Origin of the sequence: Chryseobacterium lathyri (genome assembly GCF_030812195.1) — a bacterium.
Taxonomy (GTDB): Bacteria; Bacteroidota; Bacteroidia; order Flavobacteriales; family Weeksellaceae; genus Chryseobacterium; species Chryseobacterium lathyri_A.
The window spans coordinates 583,256-600,629 of the sequence record NZ_JAUSSF010000001.1; the positions used below are offsets into that span (position 1 = coordinate 583,256).

Below are 17,374 nucleotides of genomic sequence, written 5' to 3' on the forward strand. Positions count from 1 at the left end.
CAGATTTTTATCTGAGGTAGTTATTAAATGTGATTGTTTTACATACTAATAAGGACCGTCATTAGTATCGTCAATTTTCAAGTCGTCCTCAGATTCAAGGCTGTGAGGTTTTGGTACTGTAATTACGATTTCCGGAATTGAATACGTAGGAGCTCCTTCTCCTCCAAATACTTTTTTGCCAAATGTTTTTGTAAAATTGCCTAGCCCTTTTGCTGCAAGATTCTTGATAGATTTTTCTTTTTTCATAATTGATTTTGTTTAAAGGTTAAAAATATAAAATTTAAATTAAATAACTCTAATTGAGTGTGAGAAATTTATTATGTTAAATTGCTTGTACAAAGGCATATATGATAAGGGACAAAATCCGGTGTATTTTTTTATATACTTGGTATGGGGCGAAAATAAGAAATTATATTTGATAATTTTATAACGTACTTTTCTAATTTTCAGAAAAAAAACTTGATTTATAAAAAACGAAGAAAACAGTTTCAAACTGGAAGATTGTCTTTAATCAGCAACGACAAGGGCAACAATGCTGCAATTATCAATAAAAATTTTCCTGAAGAACTATAAAGAACAGTACGAAAAAGATTGTAAGAAAAAGATAAAAATATAGAGTAACTGAAAAGTGAGATCATTTTTTCACGAAAATATATAAAGCCCAAGGGATGAAAGAATAATAAACCATTAAGGTAACAAAAGATTTTTCCATAAAAAAACCGCTCTGAATGAACGGTATACTTTATATTCTTACTTGAATTAGCAAGTGGAACCACATGAAAGTACCTGAATGTGTACTACTCCATTGATTACACATTGTATGTTGCATAATATAGTTGTAGCATTTAGCATAAATGTTATTTAGTAAATATCATGATGTTTTAGATTATTTATTATACAAAAAATGTTATTAAATTTCCGTATATTTACGGAAATGTCTATTAATACTTTATAAAATAAGTTGTAAACATTCATAATTTTTAAATAATGTAAAATGATAAATGTTTGCCCAGACGATAGTAATGGACATAGTATCGGTAATATTCCGAGGAAATCCATCAATATTGCGTACTTAATTTTAGTACATCGTTTACCTGATCAATTCAAGCGGCTTTTTAAAGCCCTTTATGATCCTTCTAATTTTTACCTTATTCATATCGATAGAAAAGCCAATCAGGAAATCGGTGAAGAGATCGGTGTCTTTTTACAGAAATATCCGAATGTCCATATTCTAAAAAGTAAGAACGTTGTTTGGGGTGGCTACAGCATGGTTCAGGCAGAGCTGGACGGAATGAAATATCTGTTGGATATGGAAATGAAATGGGACTACTTTATCAATTTGAGCGGTCAGGATTATCCTTTGAAATCACAGGAGATTATCAAAGAATTTTTGTCAAAAAATAATGGGAAGAGCTATATAAAAATTGCAGATCAGAAGAAAAGCAGACCCGAAACGATGAACCGGATTGAAAATTATTTTGAAGAGTCAGAAGATAAAATTTCGGAGGAAACCTATAAAAGGGATTTTATGAAAGGGGTCATTCCCTATATTGGCGGGCAATGGATGATTCTCACCAGAAGCTGTTGTGAATTTATATGCAACAGTACTGAGGTGAAAAGGTTTGAAGATTATTATCTGAATACCTTAATTGCAGATGAGTCTTTTTTCCAGACTGTGCTGATGAATACTTCTTTTGATGGTATTTTGGTAGACGATGATAAAAGAGCAATTATCTGGATTCCCGACGGTGATATTAAGTTGAGACCAAAAACCTTTACTGAAACAGATTTGGATTTTCTGCAAACTGGGAATCACCTTTTTGCAAGGAAATTCGATGATAATGTGGACAGCAAAATCATTGGGTATATTAAAGATCAGTATAATGAGCCTTTTAAAACGCTTATAAAAATAATTGACATAAAAAGTATTGCCAACAATTTAAATCATCTCAATTAAAATTGTTGAATTGATGAGAACCTGAAAGTCTTTTCAATCTCAAGGTACCCTGACTGATACAGTCAGGTTTTTTTATTTGCCTTCCTTATCTGAACCATATTATCTATAACCGGATGTTAGCTTTTTCGTGAAGAAAGACAAGATCAACAACAACAACAACAAGCTAAAAATGTGGAAAAGCAGATCAACAGTGATCTTAAGGAAAAAAATAAGTTGATTCCATGAGATTTATAAGTTTGTACTGTGAAAACAGACGCTTTTTTAGTCGAAATGTGTATTTTTGTTGATATATTTTGTATCAATGTCGATTTTTTCAAACAATATTCGCTTTTTGAGAGATAAAAGAGAGCTCTCTCAACAGTCCGTAGCCAATGAATTAACAATTTCCCGTGTAAGGTATTCCAAATATGAAAACGGAGTCTCTGAGCCACCTATTGAGCTTCTTATAAAAATATCTAAATATTTTCACGTCAGTATTGATCTTCTGGTGTCCGTAGATATCCGTAAATACCCAGTTGAAGACATGCTGATGCTTCCGGACAACAGAATTGTCCTGCCGGTAGCTGTAGACGATCTGGGAAATGATACCATTGAAATTATTCCGCAGAAAGCATCAATGGGCTACCTTGAAGGCTACAGCGATGTAGGCTATATTGAAAGCCTGCAGAGAATTGCCCTCCCCTTCCTTACTAACGGTAAATATAGGGCCTTCCCGGCAGATGGAGACTCAATGCCACCCTTTAGGAACGGGTCCTATATCGTAGGGAAATATGTAGAAGGGATTGATGAGCTGAAGCCAGGAAAAACCTATGTTTTCATTACTTTAAATGACGGAATCACCTATAAACGTTTTAAAGAAAAAAAAGGAAATACTATCTGTGTAAGTGCCGATAATTCATTCTACGAACCTTATAACATTCCCTTTGAAGAAATTGTAGAAATCTGGCAGTATGCATCAGGAATCTTTCCTGAAGACTTTGAGCCCGGTGACTATGAAAACTATAATTTTAAAGAAATGTTCCGGGAACTGAAGCAGGATATCAAGCAGCTGGACCAAAAGGTTTCCGGGCGCCGTAAATTTAAATAAGCTGGCATCAACTGTATAATGGATCAGTTAAGTCTTTTTAGTTCAGATGAATATATCCGGTTCCCGAAAGAATTGCTCGAATATACCGAGCAATTTCTGCCTGAGGATGAAGCCTCAAAACTTGAGGAGATTCTGCTTCGTACAGCCCCGTGGAAACAGAGAACCCAGAAGATGTATGATAAAATGGTTCTCACCCCGAGATTGACAGTATGGTATGGAGATGCTGGCAGAACCTATCAGTTGGGTGGCAACTCTTTTAATGTCAATCCGTGGCTGCCCGAATTATTATCCTTAAAACAGCAGGTAGAAAAATCATCCGGTTATAAATTTAATTCTGTGCTGCTGAACTTATACCGCGACGGAAACGATTCCGTAGCATGGCATCGTGATAAAGAAACCGAGCTGGGAAACCGTCCTGTAATTGCTTCCATAAGTCTTGGCCAGGTAAGGAATTTTGATTTTCGGAAAGCAGATAACCATCGGAATAAATACAGCTTACCGCTTCAGCATGGATCCCTGCTGATTATGAAAGGAGATCTCCAGGTAAATTGGGAACATCGCATTGCCAAATCTGCAAAACCTATGAAACCACGAATCAACCTTACGTTCCGTCTGGTTCATGAAGTATAGACAGCAGGTATTTATTTCTCCAATTGAATCCATACAGGGGCATGGTCACTGCTTTTCGCCCAGCCACGGACATGACTGTCGACACCGCCGGACCGTAAGCCTGAATGAAGATATGGGCTTAAAAGAATATGATCCAGCCTTATGCCTGCATTACGGTCATATGCCTTATACAGATAATCCCAGAAAGTGTAAATAGTATCATCTGGATACAGTGTACGTATCGAATCCAGCCAGCCTTTATTTAACAGTTCTTTGTAGGCTTTTCTGACTTCTTTCCTGAATAATGCATCGTTTTCCCAGCGTTCAGGTTTATAAACATCTCTAGGTTCAGGAATAATATTAAAATCACCGATAAGTACTGCGGGAAGTTCCATGGTAATGAGTTCTTTGGCTCGGTTTTTAAAACGTTTGATCCAGTCTAACTTATAATCAAATTTTGGTCCCGGGTAAGGATTTCCATTGGGAAGATACAGGCAGCATATCACCATTTGATCAATAATAGCTTCAATGTAACGGCTCTGCAGGTCTTCGGGATTTCCGGGCAACGCTCTCTGAACTTCTGTGATCTCCAGGTCTTTGGCAAGTATGGCTACCCCATTCCAGCTTTTCTGCCCAGTCCAGATGGCCTGATATCCTGCAGCATTGATTTCTTTTAAAGGAAAGCGTTCTTGCGGCGCTTTTAGTTCCTGAAGGCAGACAATATCCGGTCCGGCTTCTTTCAGCCATTTAAGCAAAACCGGTAAGCGGCCATTGATTCCGTTTACATTATACGTTGCTATTTTCATATTGAGACGATTTAGAACTCTGTATCTGCATTTATGAGGCAATAATTATTCCATCATATCGGATGATAATAAGGTTTTTGAAGTTACCATTAAAATAAAAATTTGAATTTATATTGGCATAATTTATTCATTACGTTAAACATAAAATTTACCCCATGTTAAGTAAAAATTTCACAAAAGCAGAATTTGTATTGAATAGTGAAAATCAATACCAGATAGAATTTACCATTAACGAAATTGGTGAAGGAGCCAATCTAACCATTGAAAGAAAAAACGAAAATGGAGAATTTGAAGTCATTCAGCCCGCTATTGGCAGACTGAATGACCGTATTTTTATCAAATGGAGTGAGCCATTCGACGGCAGGATTATTTTTGATAAATAAAAAAAAGCTTATGAAATACAGTGAAGCCTTAGAATATAAAAAAGAAGCTTTAAAAAAAGCGGATACATCTGTACTCCAGAATTATCATATCATTATTACCCCTGCTGATACCGGAGAAAGTGCAAAGTATATAGAAGATTTCTCGAAAAACCCGGACGATTTCAACGACAGCAGCTGTAAAAAATACTGTTCAAATGATGAGTATGAAGTGATGAGCTTTAAAAAAGAAACGGAAGATTAAAAGGCTCTTCCCTATTGGATCATTTCAAAGATTTCCCTGTTCATAAATTTTTCTGGTCTGCCACATACATACCCGGAAATGCAGGCTGGTCCCATAATTGCAGATAATATGTCATCAAATAATCAATCACTAAATTATATTATTATGGAAACTAAAAAAACAACAAGAAAAGCAGTCTCGAAAACCGCAACCAAAAAAACAGGAAAAACCCCTGCCAAAAAAAATGCCGCCAAGCAGCTGAAAGATTTGTTTGAAGATTCACTGAAAGACATTTACTGGGCAGAAAAAGCTCTAGTAAAAGCCCTGCCTAAAATGCATAAGAATGCAACAGACAAAAAACTGAAAATGGCTATTGAGCAGCATCTTAATGAAACAGAAATCCATGTAAAAAGACTCGAAGAATGTTTTGCTGCTCTCGGCAAAAAAGCCCAGGCTAAAAAATGTGATGCCATGCAGGGATTATTAGATGAAGGTAAGAGCATCATGGAAGAAACTGAGGCAGGAGCCGTAAGAGATGCAGGGATAGTTGCCGCTGCACAGAAAGTGGAACACTATGAAATTGCCACCTATGGGTCGCTGGCTGCGTATGCCAAAGTTTTGAAAGAAAAAATATGTCTAAAGAACTTGCTGGCCACTCTTAATGAAGAAAAAAAATGTGATGAACTGCTAACTAAAATAGCGGATACTGCCATTAACAGTAAAGCAAAATAAGATTATAAATATATTAACAGAGGCCTGGAAACAGGTCTCTTTTATGTTTATTGATTTCAGATATCATTTTTAATGCTTCATAATAGGAATTTACCATGTGATCAGCGTATAAAATCCAGGAGGCGTTTTCTTGTGATCACCTGATTTTCTTTATAGAACCCTTCTTCATCTAAGCGTGCCAGCGATGCTGTAGATTGAGCAGAAAGCCATGTAACAAACAGATCCCTGGTTTCAAAGATCCTTGGAAAATTGAAATCGCCATCGTATATTTCTCCGTACATAAACTTCTGATCTTCATTTACTTTCATACCCATTCCGCAATAATCCCTGTGGCTGTAACCTAAAACGGCACCAGTCTGCAATTTATCTGCGACAAGATTGGCAAGCCTTTCTCCAAACACAACAGAGTCCGGTTTCGGTCTTTCTGAAAAAAGGTAATTGTCCATAAGTTTAAACTATTCAAATTAATAATCTTCTAAGTTAGACCATTCATATTTGAATTAATAATTTTTATAATCAATTTTGTTTTAAGTTTATCATGATAACAATAATTAGTATCAGTTTTTTAACTTTGTTTATCTTAAAACTACATAAACGGATTTGAAGCTGCCACTTTCTTATTATTTAAATCAGGATGTTATTTTCCTGGCTAGGGATCTTTTGGGAAAAATACTTTTCACAGAAATAAATGGGGACATTACTGCGGGGATCATTGTAGAAACCGAGGCCTATTTCGGTGTCATAGATAAAGCTTCCCATGCTTACGGAGGACGCCGCACCGGACGTACCGAAACATTATACACCCAGGGCGGTGTTTCTTATGTTTATTTATGCTATGGAATCCACCATCTATTTAATATTGTAAGCTCTGTTGAAGGTGAACCCCACGCGGTATTGGTAAGGGCTGTGGAACCATTTACAGGAACTGAAATCATGGAGCTCAGGCGGAATATGCCGGCTTCTAAGACCGCTATTTCATCAGGACCGGGTTCAGCTGCTAAGGCTTTAGGCATTGACCGTTCTTTTAATAGAAAAGATTTAACTGGAAACGAAATATGGATCGAAGACCATAGTATAAAATATTCTCCTGACGAGATTATTTCAGGACCTCGGATCGGAGTTGCCTATGCCCAGGAAGATGCACTGCTGCCATGGCGTTTTTATGTGAAGGGAAATAAGTTTGTAAGCAAACCCAGGTCCTGATAAATGTTGTTTAAAAATCCCAAAAAATTTTAATATCACCAATATTGGAAGATGTCCGTCTGTAATATTTATATCTGTGCAGCTTTTAACATCAGATAATGCAGGTCTGTATTTTTAATAAAAGGCGGAAGAAGTTCTTTTCCCGGACCGTAAAAGGCAGCTTCTACATAATCTCCTGAGTGGTCCATACTGATCCATCCGACAGAATTATGCTTTTTCTGAATTTCTGAGTAGGCTTTAAAAGGTAGTTTTTTATAATTGTAAAGTCCTGCTTCCTGCTTTTCGAGCTCTGAATAAAAGCTGAGCAAATGTTTGGCTTCATCATCAGCAAGACGTATTTTGTTGGTCTCATAGATCCAGTCTTTCATCTGCTGAATATTAAATTCCGGGTGAATGGCGTTCAGAATATATTCATTAGTATATCGGTAATCGGAGATGCTGTTAAAATTTTTGGTAGCATCCGGTCCGTAAATTGTTCCTGGATTGGCATTTCCATGATCTGTTGTAATGATGACCAGTGTATTTTGATCTTTCTCCGCAAAATCCATTACGGTTTTTATAGCTTCATCGAAAGCAAGCTGATCATGAATTAAAGCAGAAATATCATTGGCATGCGCTGCCCAGTCAACTTTTCCACCCTCAATCTGTAAGACGAAACCTTCTTTATGGTCTTTCATCTGATGAATAGCGGTTTGAGCCATTTCGGCAAGAGAAGGCATCTGTTGCAGCTCAGGAATACTCGTCCTGTCGATGGAATATGGCAAAGCACCGGAATTGAACACCCCTAAAACTTTCTTTCCTTTTTCTGCAGTCTTCAGGTCCGCTCTATTTTTAAGAACCTGATAACCTTTTTGCTTATAAAGGCTATAGATATCTTTCTTATCTTTTCTTTTTAAAGGATTAAAAAATTCATCTCCGCCACCCATCATCACATCAAAGCCTATGTCAGCATACATTTCCGCAATTTCATTTTCTGCATTTCTACTGTCTGAATTAACGCAGAAACCTGCCGGAGTTGCATGGGTAATCGTTACTGTCGTTACACAGCCTGTTTTTTTTCCTGTCTTTTTGAACTTTTGCCAGATCGGAACATATTTTTCTCCATTGGCTCCCATATTAAGAACACCGTTTTTCACACGGTATCCTCCTCCAAAAGAAGAGCTGGCTGCAGCTGAATCCGTAACAATGGAACTGGCAGAAGCAGTATCCATCAAAGCCCGGGAAACTTTATTTTCAAGGTACAGATTCATCCAGTTCCCGTTTTTACCAAGAATATTCTGAGAATACAGATTTGCCATTGCTAAAGTTCCTGAGCTCATTCCATCACTGATCATAAAAATTATATTTTTTGCTTTTTTCCCCGGATCCGGAATTTCTTTTGTACTGTTGGCTAAAAAATCTGACGGATTTAAGGTAAATAAACCTGACAGTAATGCTGAACCTTTTAAAAATTTGCGTCTGTTCATCTTGATAAGTTTCGTATGGCAAGTTAGAGGGTAATTCTAACTAATGAAATCATGTTGCGTTAATTAATTATGAATTTTCCTCTTCAATATCCTGCGCGGCCCTTCCTGCCCCGGAATCATTACGGTTAATGCTTATGATTCTTGAAATTAATGATATGGCCTGTAATTAATCCTGCTGCTCCTGCGTAAATCAAAGGAATATGGATTTCAAAGATCAAATCTGCCAGAACAGAAATTGAGATAAGGCTAATAGAAGCCCAAAAAAGAAGTTTAAGCCAGTTGCTGGTTATATTTTGGGTCACTCTGTAGACCACAACAGCACCAATGATAAGGAAAGCAAGATCAATATAAGGATTATGGGAAATTCCCAAGGGAATGATCATTAACAGAGGGAAAACAATACAATGGATAAGACATAGGACTGCTGCAGAAATTCCTACTGCATCAAGAATTTTTGATTTCATAAAGATGGGGATTTAAATTTCTTATTGTAACTTTGTTGCAAAAGTATAAATAAAATTCAAATAACGCAACTTTGTTGCATTAATAAATGAAGCAAACCAGAAATACCCAGGCTAAAACTGAAATTTTAAATGTCATTAATCATTCTGACATAGCTCTTTCACAATCAGATATTCAGAAAAAGCTGGGTGATTTATGCAATAGAGTCACGATTTACAGAGTGCTTGAAAGACTTGAAAATGAGGGCCTCATTCATAAAATTATTAATATTGACGGGGTTGTGAATTTCGCAAAATGCAGTGGAAAATGTAATGCAGGAAAGCATTTTCACAATCATATTCATTTCAACTGTAAAGAATGCCATTCAGTGACCTGCATTGAAAATGTGGTTCCTGATATCAGGCTACCAACGGACTTTATAGCACAGGAATATAATTTTATAGTAAGCGGAATATGTCCGAAATGTTCCAAAATATAAAATCTTGTGCAGCACCGCCTGATCGCCTGCTTGCTTTCCGGATGTTTATAAAGTTCAGGATCAGTTTTTTTCCTGTACCTTAAGCAGATTATGTTTGGTAAAGCAAATAAAAGTACTATTTTTATTTTCATAAAAGAAAACACCAATTATGCCGACTGAAGCTTCCCACAAGCTGATTCCGATGACAGATTTTGTTATTGAGTACTATTCTAACGAAGGATATGCTGATCTTCAGACATTACGTCTGATGAAAAACTATGCTAATTTTCTAAGACGTCCATTGACGCTTGGAATGTTTGTTCCCGTAGGCCAAGAAGGAAATGTATTAAAAGAACCCAAGAACTATACTTCCTGGAAATCACTTGATCATAATGCTGTAAAAAGAAATACTTCCGGATTTGAAGAATATACCGAATATCAGAACGCAGAAAAGAACTGTCTGTTTGAAGGCTTTATCATTGCCTATAATGGATATTCCGTGGTAAGAATTGTAGCTTCCTATGATGAGGCAGTTGAGCTGTCTTTTAATAAAAGCGATCTGATGTCATCTGCATTTTCAGATATTGAATCACTGACTGTTTTTAATGATATTTATCTGACGGTTAATGCTTTGGATTCTATCGGGATCAAAAAATAAGCTTATTTCACTTCGTTCAGTATTTTTTCCAGTTCGTCTATAAAAGCTGCCTGCGCAGGATTGATCCTTCTCTTAGCTTCTGCTGATTCAAACCATTCCCATTGATCTACCTCAGGAATTTCGATCATTTTGGAAGATCTTGGAGGCCATTCCATCTGTAATGTATTGCTGTAAAGCCCTGATGTATCAAGATCACTCTCCAAAGCCCATGCATAAACAGTTTTACCGCCTTTCTGTTTAACAGGTGATAAAGCGGTAAATTTTCCTTGTATGGTTTGGCCAGTTTCCTCTTTAAACTCAATTAAAGCCCGTTCCAGAGGATCTTCATCAGGAACAATCTCACCTTTTGGGATAGACCATGCACCTGCATCTTTATTTTTCCAATACGGACCGCCCGGATGAACCAGAAAATAATACTGACTGTTCTTTTCTCTTTTAAATAGCAAAATGCCGGCACTTGTTTTCATAGCCTTAAGATAAGGTATTTTTAAATTCCCTGCGTGCTTATAAATGCTTTGCTCATAAACAATTTAATACTTTCTGCAATACTATGATTATCTATTTTTATTTCTTCAGATAAATATTATAGGTACCACATTTTGAATACTATTGAGGATTTTCTTCATAAAGGCATAGAATATGTATTGAATAAAGAGAATAACATTAAAAAATTTAAGTCATGAGAAATTTATTATGGTTAGTAGCCGTCATTTGTATCGTTGTCTGGCTTCTTGGAATGTTAAATATCGTACCGGGAATAAGTACTGGTTACTTAGTGCATGTTCTTTTGGTAATTGCCATTATTGTAATACTTTATAATATCATTTCCGGTAAAAGGCCCCTGTGATAATGATTAGAGTCTTTATTGAATAACAAATGAAAACAGGTCAGAAAATCATTTCTGACCTGTTTTTTGATTTTAATAATATTTGATGACAGAATCTTCAGATTTACATCTGAAATATTTATATATTTATTATAGGATATACAATGTAAATAAAAGCAATTCAATACAATGGAAGAAAAATTCCAGCCTGATGTTATTATTGTGGGAACAGGATTAGCAGGATTGACTGCTGCTATGGAAATTACCGATGCCGGAAAAAAAGTACTTCTCTTGGATCAGGAAACTGAACAGAATATTGGTGGGCAGGCATTCTGGTCATTCGGTGGCCTGTTTCTGATCAATTCACCACAGCAGCGGAAAATGGGAATTAAAGATTCTTATGAGTTGGCTCTTCAGGATTGGAAAGGAACGGCTGGCTTTGACCGTCCGGAAGATTACTGGCCCAGAAAATGGGCAGAAGCCTATTTGAAATTTGCAGCCTATGAAAAATACGCCTATGTTTCTAAACTGGGGATCAAATTTATGTTTATGGTAGGTTGGGCTGAACGTGGAGACGGATCAGCAACCGGTCACGGAAACTCTGTGCCTCGCTTCCATGTCAGCTGGGGAACCGGGACAGGAGTTGTGAAGCCTTTTGTAGATAAAGCTTATGAGGCAAAAAGAAAAGGTCTTTTAAAGATGAAATTCAGGCATAGAGTGACTGAACTGATCATTGAAAATGGCAAAACTCAAGGCCTAAAGGGTGAAATCCTCGAAAATGATGATAAAGAAAGAGGTGCTGCTACCAACAGGAACGTGATTTCACAGTTTGAATACCATGCAACTCATATCATCATCGCATCAGGCGGTATAGGAGCCAATCATGAGCTGGTACGAAAGAACTGGCCGAAAAGATTGGGAAAAGCTCCGGACAATATGGTTTGCGGTGTGCCTGCCTATGTGGATGGAAAAATGATCGGTGTTGCAGAAAACTGTGGAGCACACATCATTAACCCTGACAGAATGTGGCATTATACAGAAGGAATACAGAACTGGAACCCAATATGGCCGAAACATGGGATCAGAATACTGCCGGGGCCATCCTCTTTATGGTTTGACGCGAAGGGAAACCGCTTCCCCGCTCCTTTTCTGCCGGGATTTGATACTCTTGGAACTCTGAAGCATATACAGGAAACAGGATTTTCTTACTCCTGGTTTATTCTGACCCAAAAAATCATTAAAAAAGAATTTGTTCTTTCCGGATCAGAGCAGAATCCGGATATTACCAATAAAGATTATGTCCTTTTTCTGAGAAGGATTTTTGGGAAAAAAGCACCGGGACCTGTGGAAGCTTTTAAAGAACATGGAAAAGATTTTATTGTTTCAGATGATCTGAAGAACCTGGTGGAAAAGATGAACGAACTGTCTGGATCTAAACTTTTGAACTATGAAAAAATTAAAGTACAGATCGAAGCCAGGGACAGGGAACTGGACAATAAATATTCAAAAGACACGCAGGTCAATTATATCAGGAATACAAGAAATTATTTAGGGGACAAACTTGGACGGGTTGCAGCCCCGCATAAAATATTGGATCCTAAGAATGGCCCTCTGATTGCTGTACGGCTCAATATTCTTACCCGGAAAACATTAGGCGGTATTAAAACGAATCTTAACGGGCAGGTTTTAAGAGATGATGATACGGTGATTGACGGACTTTATGCAGCAGGAGAAGCTGCCGGCTTTGGCGGTGGTGGAATGCATGGCTATCGTGCGTTAGAAGGAACATTTCTTGGGGGTTGCATTTTTTCGGGAATGAAAGCAGGAAAATATATAGCAGGACTTTAAATGCCAACACCAACAGTGAATTCTTTTCTGGGTGAATAGTTCATTTTAAATAGTAAATAAAACAAAAGTGAATACTTATTTTGATAATAAAGTGGTTTGGGTTACGGGAGCTTCATCAGGAATCGGGGAAGCTCTGGTGAAAGAACTGGCGGTGAAAAGCAGTGCGAAAATTATCCTTTCATCAAGGAATAAAGATCAGTTGAATACCGTTGTCCAAAAGGCAGGTTTGGATGCGAACCGTTTTTTTGTACTGCCTTTGGATTTGGAAGAGTATAAAAAAATGCCGGATATCGTGGCAGAAGCCATAGAAAAATTTGGAAAGATTGATATTCTGATTAATAATGCGGGGCTGTCTCAGCGTTCTCTGGCAATAGAAACTGATATAGAAGTTGATAAACGCTTAATGGATATTGATTTTATAGGAACTATAGCTCTTACAAAATCTTTGCTTCCCTATATGATCAGGAACGGCGGCGGGCATATTGCTGTAGTCTCCAGCCTGATGGGGATTTTCGGAGCTCCGATGCGAAGCAGTTATGCAGCCGCAAAGCATGCGCTCCATGGTTTTTTTGATTCGCTGCGTGCTGAATTATATACTAAAAAAATTATAGTAACCATCATCTGTCCCGGCTTTGTACAGACTAATATTTCTATAAATGCATTAACAGGAAACGGTTCTCTGCAGGGAACTATGGACGATGCTACGAATGAAGGAATGCCTGCAGATGTGTTTGCAAGAAAAATGCTTGCAGCTATAGGAAAAAAGAAATATCAGGTATCTATAGGTGGTAAAGAAGTAGCGGGAACCTATCTTAAAAGGTTCTTTCCTTCCCTTCTGGCGAAGATTGTCCGTAAGGCAAAAGTGGTTTAGCCAAATACAAAAAACCTCCCGTAAAGAGAGGTTTATTTTTATATCTGACTGGAAATAAAGTTAATAATCTAAATTTGTTTTAAGATTCAGGAACCTGCGCTTTTTCATAGATTAGTCCTTCAGATTTCAGTTCATTCCAAAAGTCAGCCGGAATAGTGGCATTAAGGCCTTCCATATTATCTTTAACCTGTTCTGGCCTGCTGGCTCCGGGGATAATAGAAACAAATTCATCTGAAGCCAAAACGAATTGAACCGCAGCATGTACAATATCCGTATTATATTTTTGAGCAATAGCCGCTATTGCAGCACGTTTTTCAGCCATTCCTTTTGGAATTACATCCTTATAATTGTATCTTTCTCTTCCTGCAATATATCCGGAATTATATCCAGCACCGGAAACCAGTTTTACTCCTGCTTTTTTAACAGCCGGAAGCAGTCTGTCAACAGCCTCTTCATGTTCCAGAATAGAATATTGTGTTGCGGAAAGGCAGATATCAGGATCAGCAGAATCAATACAATCTAAAATAGGTTCAATTTTATTCACTCCCATTCCCCATGCCCGGATAACTCCCTGGTCCCGTAGTTCGGAAAGAATTTTAAATGCTCCTTTCTTTGCCTGTTCCAGAAAATAAGGATAGCGGTCCCCTACCTGATCTTCAGACAGATCATGAATATAAACGATATCAATATAAGCCAGCCCTGTTCTCTGCAGACTGCTTTCTATAGACTTTTTGACTCCATCTGCTGTATAATCGTGTTTAAAATCATAATTCAGCGGTTTTTTCCACATTGTAGGCGGAACTTCTGATTCAGGAACTTCATGAAACAGTCTTCCTACTTTAGTTGAAAATATAAAATCGTTTCTATCTTTGTCTTTCAGGACGTCTCCGAATCTTTTTTCACTTTTTGTAAGGCCATACCAGGGAGATGTATCATAATAACGGATCCCAAGATCCCAGGCAGTCTGAAGTATTTTATAAGATTCTTCCTCACTTATATTTTCGAAGGCAGTTCCTATCGCTACCCCGCCTATTCCTAACCTGTGATTTTCTGTTAAAACGTCTGTTTTCATATGATTGCATTTAAGTGTTGGTAAGAAGTAAGATGCAAACATCGTGCAGAGTACAAGTAAAGGATATAAAAAATAACCTCTTATTTAGGAGGTTATTTTACTTTTTCTGGTATAGTTTATTGTTTTGAGCAAAAAAGAGACATTACTGCTCAACAATCGTTAAAACATTATAGCCTCCCGTATTGAGAAGAGGACGTTTGTCCGGGTCCCACGATACATTGATCCATACAAAAGGTCTTAGTTTGTCACCTGCATTCAGATACAGGCTTGCAGTACAGGCAGATCCTACTATCACAGCATTAGGAGCATTTCCTGTATCCTGAGGATAACCATTATTGGTTTTTATCCTCTGTATAACCGCATTGGAAGAATTTCTTACTTCCCAGATTGCCTCTGTCTGGTTCTGTCCAAAACTGGTATTAACCTGACTTGGTGCAAGGGCAAAAGTAAAAGTAGCATAATATACGCCCGATCTCGGAGCAATAAATTCCCCTGTAGCAGGATCAAAATTGGTTCTTGGCTGCCCGGAATCCGAATCCAGTTTTTCTGCCCATGAAGTGAGATAAGCAGAAGATCTTCCGGGAATTCCGTCTGTATAATTTCCTACAGGCCACAAACCGGTTTCAAAAACAGTGGAATTATTATTCGTTTTCTCGGCCATCACCACAATTCTCGGTTTTCCGTATGGCAGAATAGGAATCCATACCGTTCCATCGGAATATTCTATATATCCCTGAACTCCGATAGCTGGGTTTGGATTGTAACGCATGGCTCCAGCTCCGGCTTCAGCTGCAGTTTGATTTGTCATTCCTATAGCCATGGAACCATTGGCCCCGTTTCTTAGGTCAATCGCCATTTTTGGGGCAGCTACTCCAACCCCTATTTTTCCGGTTTTATCAATAATGACTTTTTCAGTAGTATTAATTTCAATGGAATTCGCCGGGCTCGGATTATTAATACCAATACCTATCTGGGCTAAAATTAAATTTGGGAGGAGTCCCAGACCCAGGAATAATATATTTTTTTTATTTAATTTCATCTTTGTTAGTTTATAATTCGTAAATACTGATACTGTTATTGGTTCCGGTGTTGGCGGTATTTATGCTTCTGTTGCCTCCGAAATTGTGGAATACCTTAAATTGGATTGTATTTCCTGCTGACAAATTAAAAATGGCTGTACAGTTACCTCCGACAATATTATTGACGGTATTAACGTCCCATGCCGGATATGAGTTTACACTTCTGTACGTCTGGATATTATTAGTAGCAGTATTACTTTCAATAATGGTTTCTATCCTTGAGTTCTGGGCGATATTCCCATCAGCTAAAGTAATGCTGAAAGAAACGATATAAAATCCGTTTCTGGGCGCAGTAAATGTAGTACCATTGAAATTAGACTGGGAATCTGTAACTACACTCCATCCGTTTACAAGGGTTGTAGCATTATTTGTTAAAGCCAGTGAACTGTTGTTATTTGCCAGTACCACTGCTTTAGGTGGTAAGGCCATAGGAAGGCTATGCCAGGATACACCATCAGAATACTGGATGATATTTCCGTTACTGTAACGGATAGCTCCACCACCGGCAGCCGCAGCAGTTTGTGTACTTGTTCCCAACCCGATAATACCTTTCTGATCAGCAGAGCGGACATCTACTTTTGTTTTGGGATTTAGCAGACCCACTCCTAGTTTGCCATCGGAGGTTACTACTATATCATTCAATATCTGAGGTGCAGAAGGCGGGACACTGCTGTTATCTTTTGCACCGTCTATATGAAATGTCTGCATTGGATCTTTGGTAAAGATACCCGTCTGGGCCTGTATAAAGAATGACAGGAAAAAAAACAGTAATTTATATAAATTTTTAATTTTCATTTTGTGTACTTTTTAATTTTCAATAATGGTCAGATTGTTAAAGCCTGCATCTGGATGGGTCCAGTCTGCATTTGCTCTTAAAGCTCTTGCTCCGGAACCTGTGATGTTCTGATTAAGCTGTGGGCGTACGGTCTGGTTGGCAGTTAAACTTACGGTAATGGCGGCAGATCCTCCTACCTGGGCATCTTCATTGCTCCGGGCAAAGGTTTTGTAAGAACGGGCAAGTATAGAAGCTGTACTTGGGCTGTAAAACTGGCTGGTGACTTCAGAGGAACTGGCTACCGAACCGGAAACAAAATTATACGTCATTAAAAACGTGTAAACACCGGCTCTAGGTGCGGTAAAAATTCCTGTAATAGGATCAAAACTGTTGGACAGATCTCTGACCTCGTTCCATCCGGTAATATTTACATCAGAATTGTACGCAACAGAGAAGGGGTTTGTCATTCTGGCAACCACTACAGCTTTAGTGGGCAGGATAATTGCTGCTTCCCAGACATTTCCGTCAGATACTTGAAATTTTGCCTGAGTAGGTTCATATCGCACTGCTCCAGCCCCCGCTGCATTGGCAGTCATGGTGGTGGTGCCTAGCCCTACCGCATTTTGGAGTCCGGCTGACCGCATATCAAGTTTTACAATTGGATTTAAAACTCCTGCTCCTATAAAACCGGTATTGGTAATAACCAGGTCATTGCTGATTTGGGCGGGAGTGGTCGAAGCAATATTGTCTTTTGCACCGTCTACATGCAAAGCTCCCAGCGGGTTGCTGGTATTGATTCCTATCTGTGCACCAACAAAAGATGATGCTATCAGAGCTAGGGATAGCAAGTTTTTTTTCATTTG

The 17,374-nt window shown here is 38.0% G+C and carries 22 protein-coding genes; 12 read left to right on the top strand and 10 right to left on the bottom strand.

Annotated features, from left to right (window positions below; all coding sequences use genetic code 11):
* Positions 1-45: 45 nt before the first annotated feature.
* On the bottom strand, positions 46-246 hold the full coding sequence (locus J2T03_RS02735) for a hypothetical protein (protein WP_307209286.1): 201 nt from the start codon (positions 244-246) through the stop codon (positions 46-48).
* A gap of 748 nt (positions 247-994) precedes the next feature.
* On the opposite strand from J2T03_RS02735, the gene J2T03_RS02740 reads away from it, so the two are divergent.
* From J2T03_RS02740 to J2T03_RS02750, 3 genes are all read left to right on the top strand, one after another.
* The gene (locus tag J2T03_RS02740; protein WP_307209287.1) at positions 995-1,957 is read left to right on the top strand and encodes a beta-1,6-N-acetylglucosaminyltransferase; all 963 of its coding nucleotides are present in this window, start codon (positions 995-997) and stop codon (positions 1,955-1,957) included.
* Positions 1,958-2,258: 301 nt separating this feature from the next.
* Positions 2,259-3,044, top strand: coding sequence for an XRE family transcriptional regulator (locus J2T03_RS02745; protein WP_307209288.1), 786 nt, complete (start codon positions 2,259-2,261; stop codon positions 3,042-3,044).
* 18 nt (positions 3,045-3,062) lie between these two features.
* A complete protein-coding gene (locus J2T03_RS02750; RefSeq protein WP_307209289.1) occupies positions 3,063-3,674 on the top strand; it encodes an alpha-ketoglutarate-dependent dioxygenase AlkB family protein in 612 nt (203 codons plus the stop codon).
* Positions 3,675-3,685: 11 nt separating this feature from the next.
* Here the strand turns inward: J2T03_RS02750 and xth are convergent, their stop codons facing one another.
* Complete coding sequence (gene xth / locus J2T03_RS02755; RefSeq protein WP_307209290.1) at positions 3,686-4,459, bottom strand: exodeoxyribonuclease III; 774 nt, start codon at positions 4,457-4,459, stop codon at positions 3,686-3,688.
* Between the two features lie 155 nt (positions 4,460-4,614).
* Here xth and J2T03_RS02760 point away from each other — a divergent pair, with 155 nt between their 5' ends.
* The 3 genes from J2T03_RS02760 to J2T03_RS02770 all read left to right on the top strand — a co-directional run bounded on the left by J2T03_RS02760 (position 4,615) and on the right by J2T03_RS02770 (position 5,794).
* On the top strand, positions 4,615-4,842 hold the full coding sequence (locus J2T03_RS02760) for a glutathione synthase (RefSeq protein ID WP_307209291.1): 228 nt from the start codon (positions 4,615-4,617) through the stop codon (positions 4,840-4,842).
* A 10-nt stretch (positions 4,843-4,852) separates the two neighbouring features.
* On the top strand, positions 4,853-5,083 hold the full coding sequence (locus tag J2T03_RS02765; RefSeq protein WP_307209292.1) for a hypothetical protein: 231 nt from the start codon (positions 4,853-4,855) through the stop codon (positions 5,081-5,083).
* Between the two features lie 144 nt (positions 5,084-5,227).
* Positions 5,228-5,794, top strand: coding sequence for a YciE/YciF ferroxidase family protein (locus J2T03_RS02770; RefSeq protein ID WP_307209294.1), 567 nt, complete (start codon positions 5,228-5,230; stop codon positions 5,792-5,794).
* 101 nt (positions 5,795-5,895) lie between these two features.
* Here J2T03_RS02770 and J2T03_RS02775 read toward each other — a convergent pair whose 3' ends face one another.
* Positions 5,896-6,240: a hypothetical protein gene (locus J2T03_RS02775; protein WP_306842677.1), complete on the bottom strand. Its 345-nt coding sequence runs from the start codon at positions 6,238-6,240 to the stop codon at positions 5,896-5,898.
* Positions 6,241-6,394: 154 nt separating this feature from the next.
* On the opposite strand from J2T03_RS02775, the gene J2T03_RS02780 reads away from it, so the two are divergent.
* Complete coding sequence (locus tag J2T03_RS02780; protein WP_306842675.1) at positions 6,395-6,997, top strand: DNA-3-methyladenine glycosylase; 603 nt, start codon at positions 6,395-6,397, stop codon at positions 6,995-6,997.
* 68 nt (positions 6,998-7,065) lie between these two features.
* On the opposite strand, the gene J2T03_RS02785 is transcribed toward J2T03_RS02780, so the two are convergent.
* Entirely contained in the window at positions 7,066-8,463 is a 1,398-nt protein-coding gene (locus J2T03_RS02785; protein WP_307209295.1) for an alkaline phosphatase, read from the bottom strand.
* A 125-nt stretch (positions 8,464-8,588) separates the two neighbouring features.
* The gene (locus tag J2T03_RS02790) at positions 8,589-8,927 is read right to left on the bottom strand and encodes a MerC domain-containing protein (RefSeq protein ID WP_306842672.1); all 339 of its coding nucleotides are present in this window, start codon (positions 8,925-8,927) and stop codon (positions 8,589-8,591) included.
* Positions 8,928-9,013: 86 nt separating this feature from the next.
* On the opposite strand from J2T03_RS02790, the gene J2T03_RS02795 reads away from it, so the two are divergent.
* Together J2T03_RS02795 and J2T03_RS02800 are read left to right on the top strand one after the other, a co-directional pair.
* The gene (locus J2T03_RS02795; RefSeq protein WP_306842670.1) at positions 9,014-9,403 is read left to right on the top strand and encodes a Fur family transcriptional regulator; all 390 of its coding nucleotides are present in this window, start codon (positions 9,014-9,016) and stop codon (positions 9,401-9,403) included.
* A gap of 148 nt (positions 9,404-9,551) precedes the next feature.
* Positions 9,552-10,040 (top strand): hypothetical protein, encoded by a 489-nt coding sequence (locus J2T03_RS02800; protein ID WP_306842669.1) that lies wholly within the window; start codon positions 9,552-9,554, stop codon positions 10,038-10,040.
* A gap of 2 nt (positions 10,041-10,042) precedes the next feature.
* On the opposite strand, the gene J2T03_RS02805 is transcribed toward J2T03_RS02800, so the two are convergent.
* The gene (locus J2T03_RS02805; RefSeq protein WP_307209297.1) at positions 10,043-10,507 is read right to left on the bottom strand and encodes an NUDIX hydrolase; all 465 of its coding nucleotides are present in this window, start codon (positions 10,505-10,507) and stop codon (positions 10,043-10,045) included.
* A gap of 212 nt (positions 10,508-10,719) precedes the next feature.
* On the opposite strand from J2T03_RS02805, the gene J2T03_RS02810 reads away from it, so the two are divergent.
* From J2T03_RS02810 to J2T03_RS02820, 3 genes are all read left to right on the top strand, one after another.
* Positions 10,720-10,887: a lmo0937 family membrane protein gene (locus tag J2T03_RS02810; protein WP_306842665.1), complete on the top strand. Its 168-nt coding sequence runs from the start codon at positions 10,720-10,722 to the stop codon at positions 10,885-10,887.
* Positions 10,888-11,055: 168 nt separating this feature from the next.
* Complete coding sequence (locus J2T03_RS02815; protein WP_307209299.1) at positions 11,056-12,714, top strand: FAD-binding dehydrogenase; 1,659 nt, start codon at positions 11,056-11,058, stop codon at positions 12,712-12,714.
* A 67-nt stretch (positions 12,715-12,781) separates the two neighbouring features.
* Positions 12,782-13,585, top strand: coding sequence for an SDR family oxidoreductase (locus J2T03_RS02820; RefSeq protein WP_307209300.1), 804 nt, complete (start codon positions 12,782-12,784; stop codon positions 13,583-13,585).
* A gap of 79 nt (positions 13,586-13,664) precedes the next feature.
* Here the strand turns inward: J2T03_RS02820 and J2T03_RS02825 are convergent, their stop codons facing one another.
* The 4 genes from J2T03_RS02825 to J2T03_RS02840 all read right to left on the bottom strand — a co-directional run bounded on the left by J2T03_RS02825 (position 13,665) and on the right by J2T03_RS02840 (position 17,371).
* Positions 13,665-14,657 carry an aldo/keto reductase gene (locus J2T03_RS02825; protein WP_307209301.1) on the bottom strand — a complete coding sequence of 331 codons (993 nt, stop codon included), beginning with the start codon at positions 14,655-14,657 and terminating at the stop codon, positions 13,665-13,667.
* 142 nt (positions 14,658-14,799) lie between these two features.
* The gene (locus J2T03_RS02830; protein ID WP_306842660.1) at positions 14,800-15,696 is read right to left on the bottom strand and encodes a hypothetical protein; all 897 of its coding nucleotides are present in this window, start codon (positions 15,694-15,696) and stop codon (positions 14,800-14,802) included.
* A 10-nt stretch (positions 15,697-15,706) separates the two neighbouring features.
* Positions 15,707-16,531, bottom strand: a complete 825-nt coding sequence (locus J2T03_RS02835) for a hypothetical protein (RefSeq protein WP_306842658.1) — start codon at positions 16,529-16,531, stop codon at positions 15,707-15,709.
* A 12-nt stretch (positions 16,532-16,543) separates the two neighbouring features.
* Positions 16,544-17,371, bottom strand: a complete 828-nt coding sequence (locus J2T03_RS02840) for a hypothetical protein (RefSeq protein WP_306842657.1) — start codon at positions 17,369-17,371, stop codon at positions 16,544-16,546.
* Positions 17,372-17,374: the final 3 nt, after the last annotated feature.

What these genes read in the sequence shown, in the direction of transcription:
- J2T03_RS02735 (WP_307209286.1), bottom strand. Translation starts at nt 246, where the DNA reads ATGAAAAAAGAAAAATCTATCAAGAATCTTGCAGCAAAAGGGCTAGGC.
- J2T03_RS02740 (WP_307209287.1), top strand. Translation starts at nt 995, where the DNA reads ATGATAAATGTTTGCCCAGACGATAGTAATGGACATAGTATCGGTAAT.
- J2T03_RS02745 (WP_307209288.1), top strand. Translation starts at nt 2,259, where the DNA reads ATGTCGATTTTTTCAAACAATATTCGCTTTTTGAGAGATAAAAGAGAG.
- J2T03_RS02750 (WP_307209289.1), top strand. Translation starts at nt 3,063, where the DNA reads ATGGATCAGTTAAGTCTTTTTAGTTCAGATGAATATATCCGGTTCCCG.
- xth (WP_307209290.1), bottom strand. Translation starts at nt 4,459, where the DNA reads ATGAAAATAGCAACGTATAATGTAAACGGAATCAATGGCCGCTTACCG.
- J2T03_RS02760 (WP_307209291.1), top strand. Translation starts at nt 4,615, where the DNA reads ATGTTAAGTAAAAATTTCACAAAAGCAGAATTTGTATTGAATAGTGAA.
- J2T03_RS02765 (WP_307209292.1), top strand. Translation starts at nt 4,853, where the DNA reads ATGAAATACAGTGAAGCCTTAGAATATAAAAAAGAAGCTTTAAAAAAA.
- J2T03_RS02770 (WP_307209294.1), top strand. Translation starts at nt 5,228, where the DNA reads ATGGAAACTAAAAAAACAACAAGAAAAGCAGTCTCGAAAACCGCAACC.
- J2T03_RS02775 (WP_306842677.1), bottom strand. Translation starts at nt 6,240, where the DNA reads ATGGACAATTACCTTTTTTCAGAAAGACCGAAACCGGACTCTGTTGTG.
- J2T03_RS02785 (WP_307209295.1), bottom strand. Translation starts at nt 8,463, where the DNA reads ATGAACAGACGCAAATTTTTAAAAGGTTCAGCATTACTGTCAGGTTTA.
- J2T03_RS02790 (WP_306842672.1), bottom strand. Translation starts at nt 8,927, where the DNA reads ATGAAATCAAAAATTCTTGATGCAGTAGGAATTTCTGCAGCAGTCCTA.
- J2T03_RS02795 (WP_306842670.1), top strand. Translation starts at nt 9,014, where the DNA reads ATGAAGCAAACCAGAAATACCCAGGCTAAAACTGAAATTTTAAATGTC.
- J2T03_RS02800 (WP_306842669.1), top strand. Translation starts at nt 9,552, where the DNA reads ATGCCGACTGAAGCTTCCCACAAGCTGATTCCGATGACAGATTTTGTT.
- J2T03_RS02805 (WP_307209297.1), bottom strand. Translation starts at nt 10,507, where the DNA reads ATGAAAACAAGTGCCGGCATTTTGCTATTTAAAAGAGAAAAGAACAGT.
- J2T03_RS02810 (WP_306842665.1), top strand. Translation starts at nt 10,720, where the DNA reads ATGAGAAATTTATTATGGTTAGTAGCCGTCATTTGTATCGTTGTCTGG.
- J2T03_RS02815 (WP_307209299.1), top strand. Translation starts at nt 11,056, where the DNA reads ATGGAAGAAAAATTCCAGCCTGATGTTATTATTGTGGGAACAGGATTA.
- J2T03_RS02825 (WP_307209301.1), bottom strand. Translation starts at nt 14,657, where the DNA reads ATGAAAACAGACGTTTTAACAGAAAATCACAGGTTAGGAATAGGCGGG.
- J2T03_RS02830 (WP_306842660.1), bottom strand. Translation starts at nt 15,696, where the DNA reads ATGAAATTAAATAAAAAAAATATATTATTCCTGGGTCTGGGACTCCTC.
- J2T03_RS02835 (WP_306842658.1), bottom strand. Translation starts at nt 16,531, where the DNA reads ATGAAAATTAAAAATTTATATAAATTACTGTTTTTTTTCCTGTCATTC.
- J2T03_RS02840 (WP_306842657.1), bottom strand. Translation starts at nt 17,371, where the DNA reads ATGAAAAAAAACTTGCTATCCCTAGCTCTGATAGCATCATCTTTTGTT.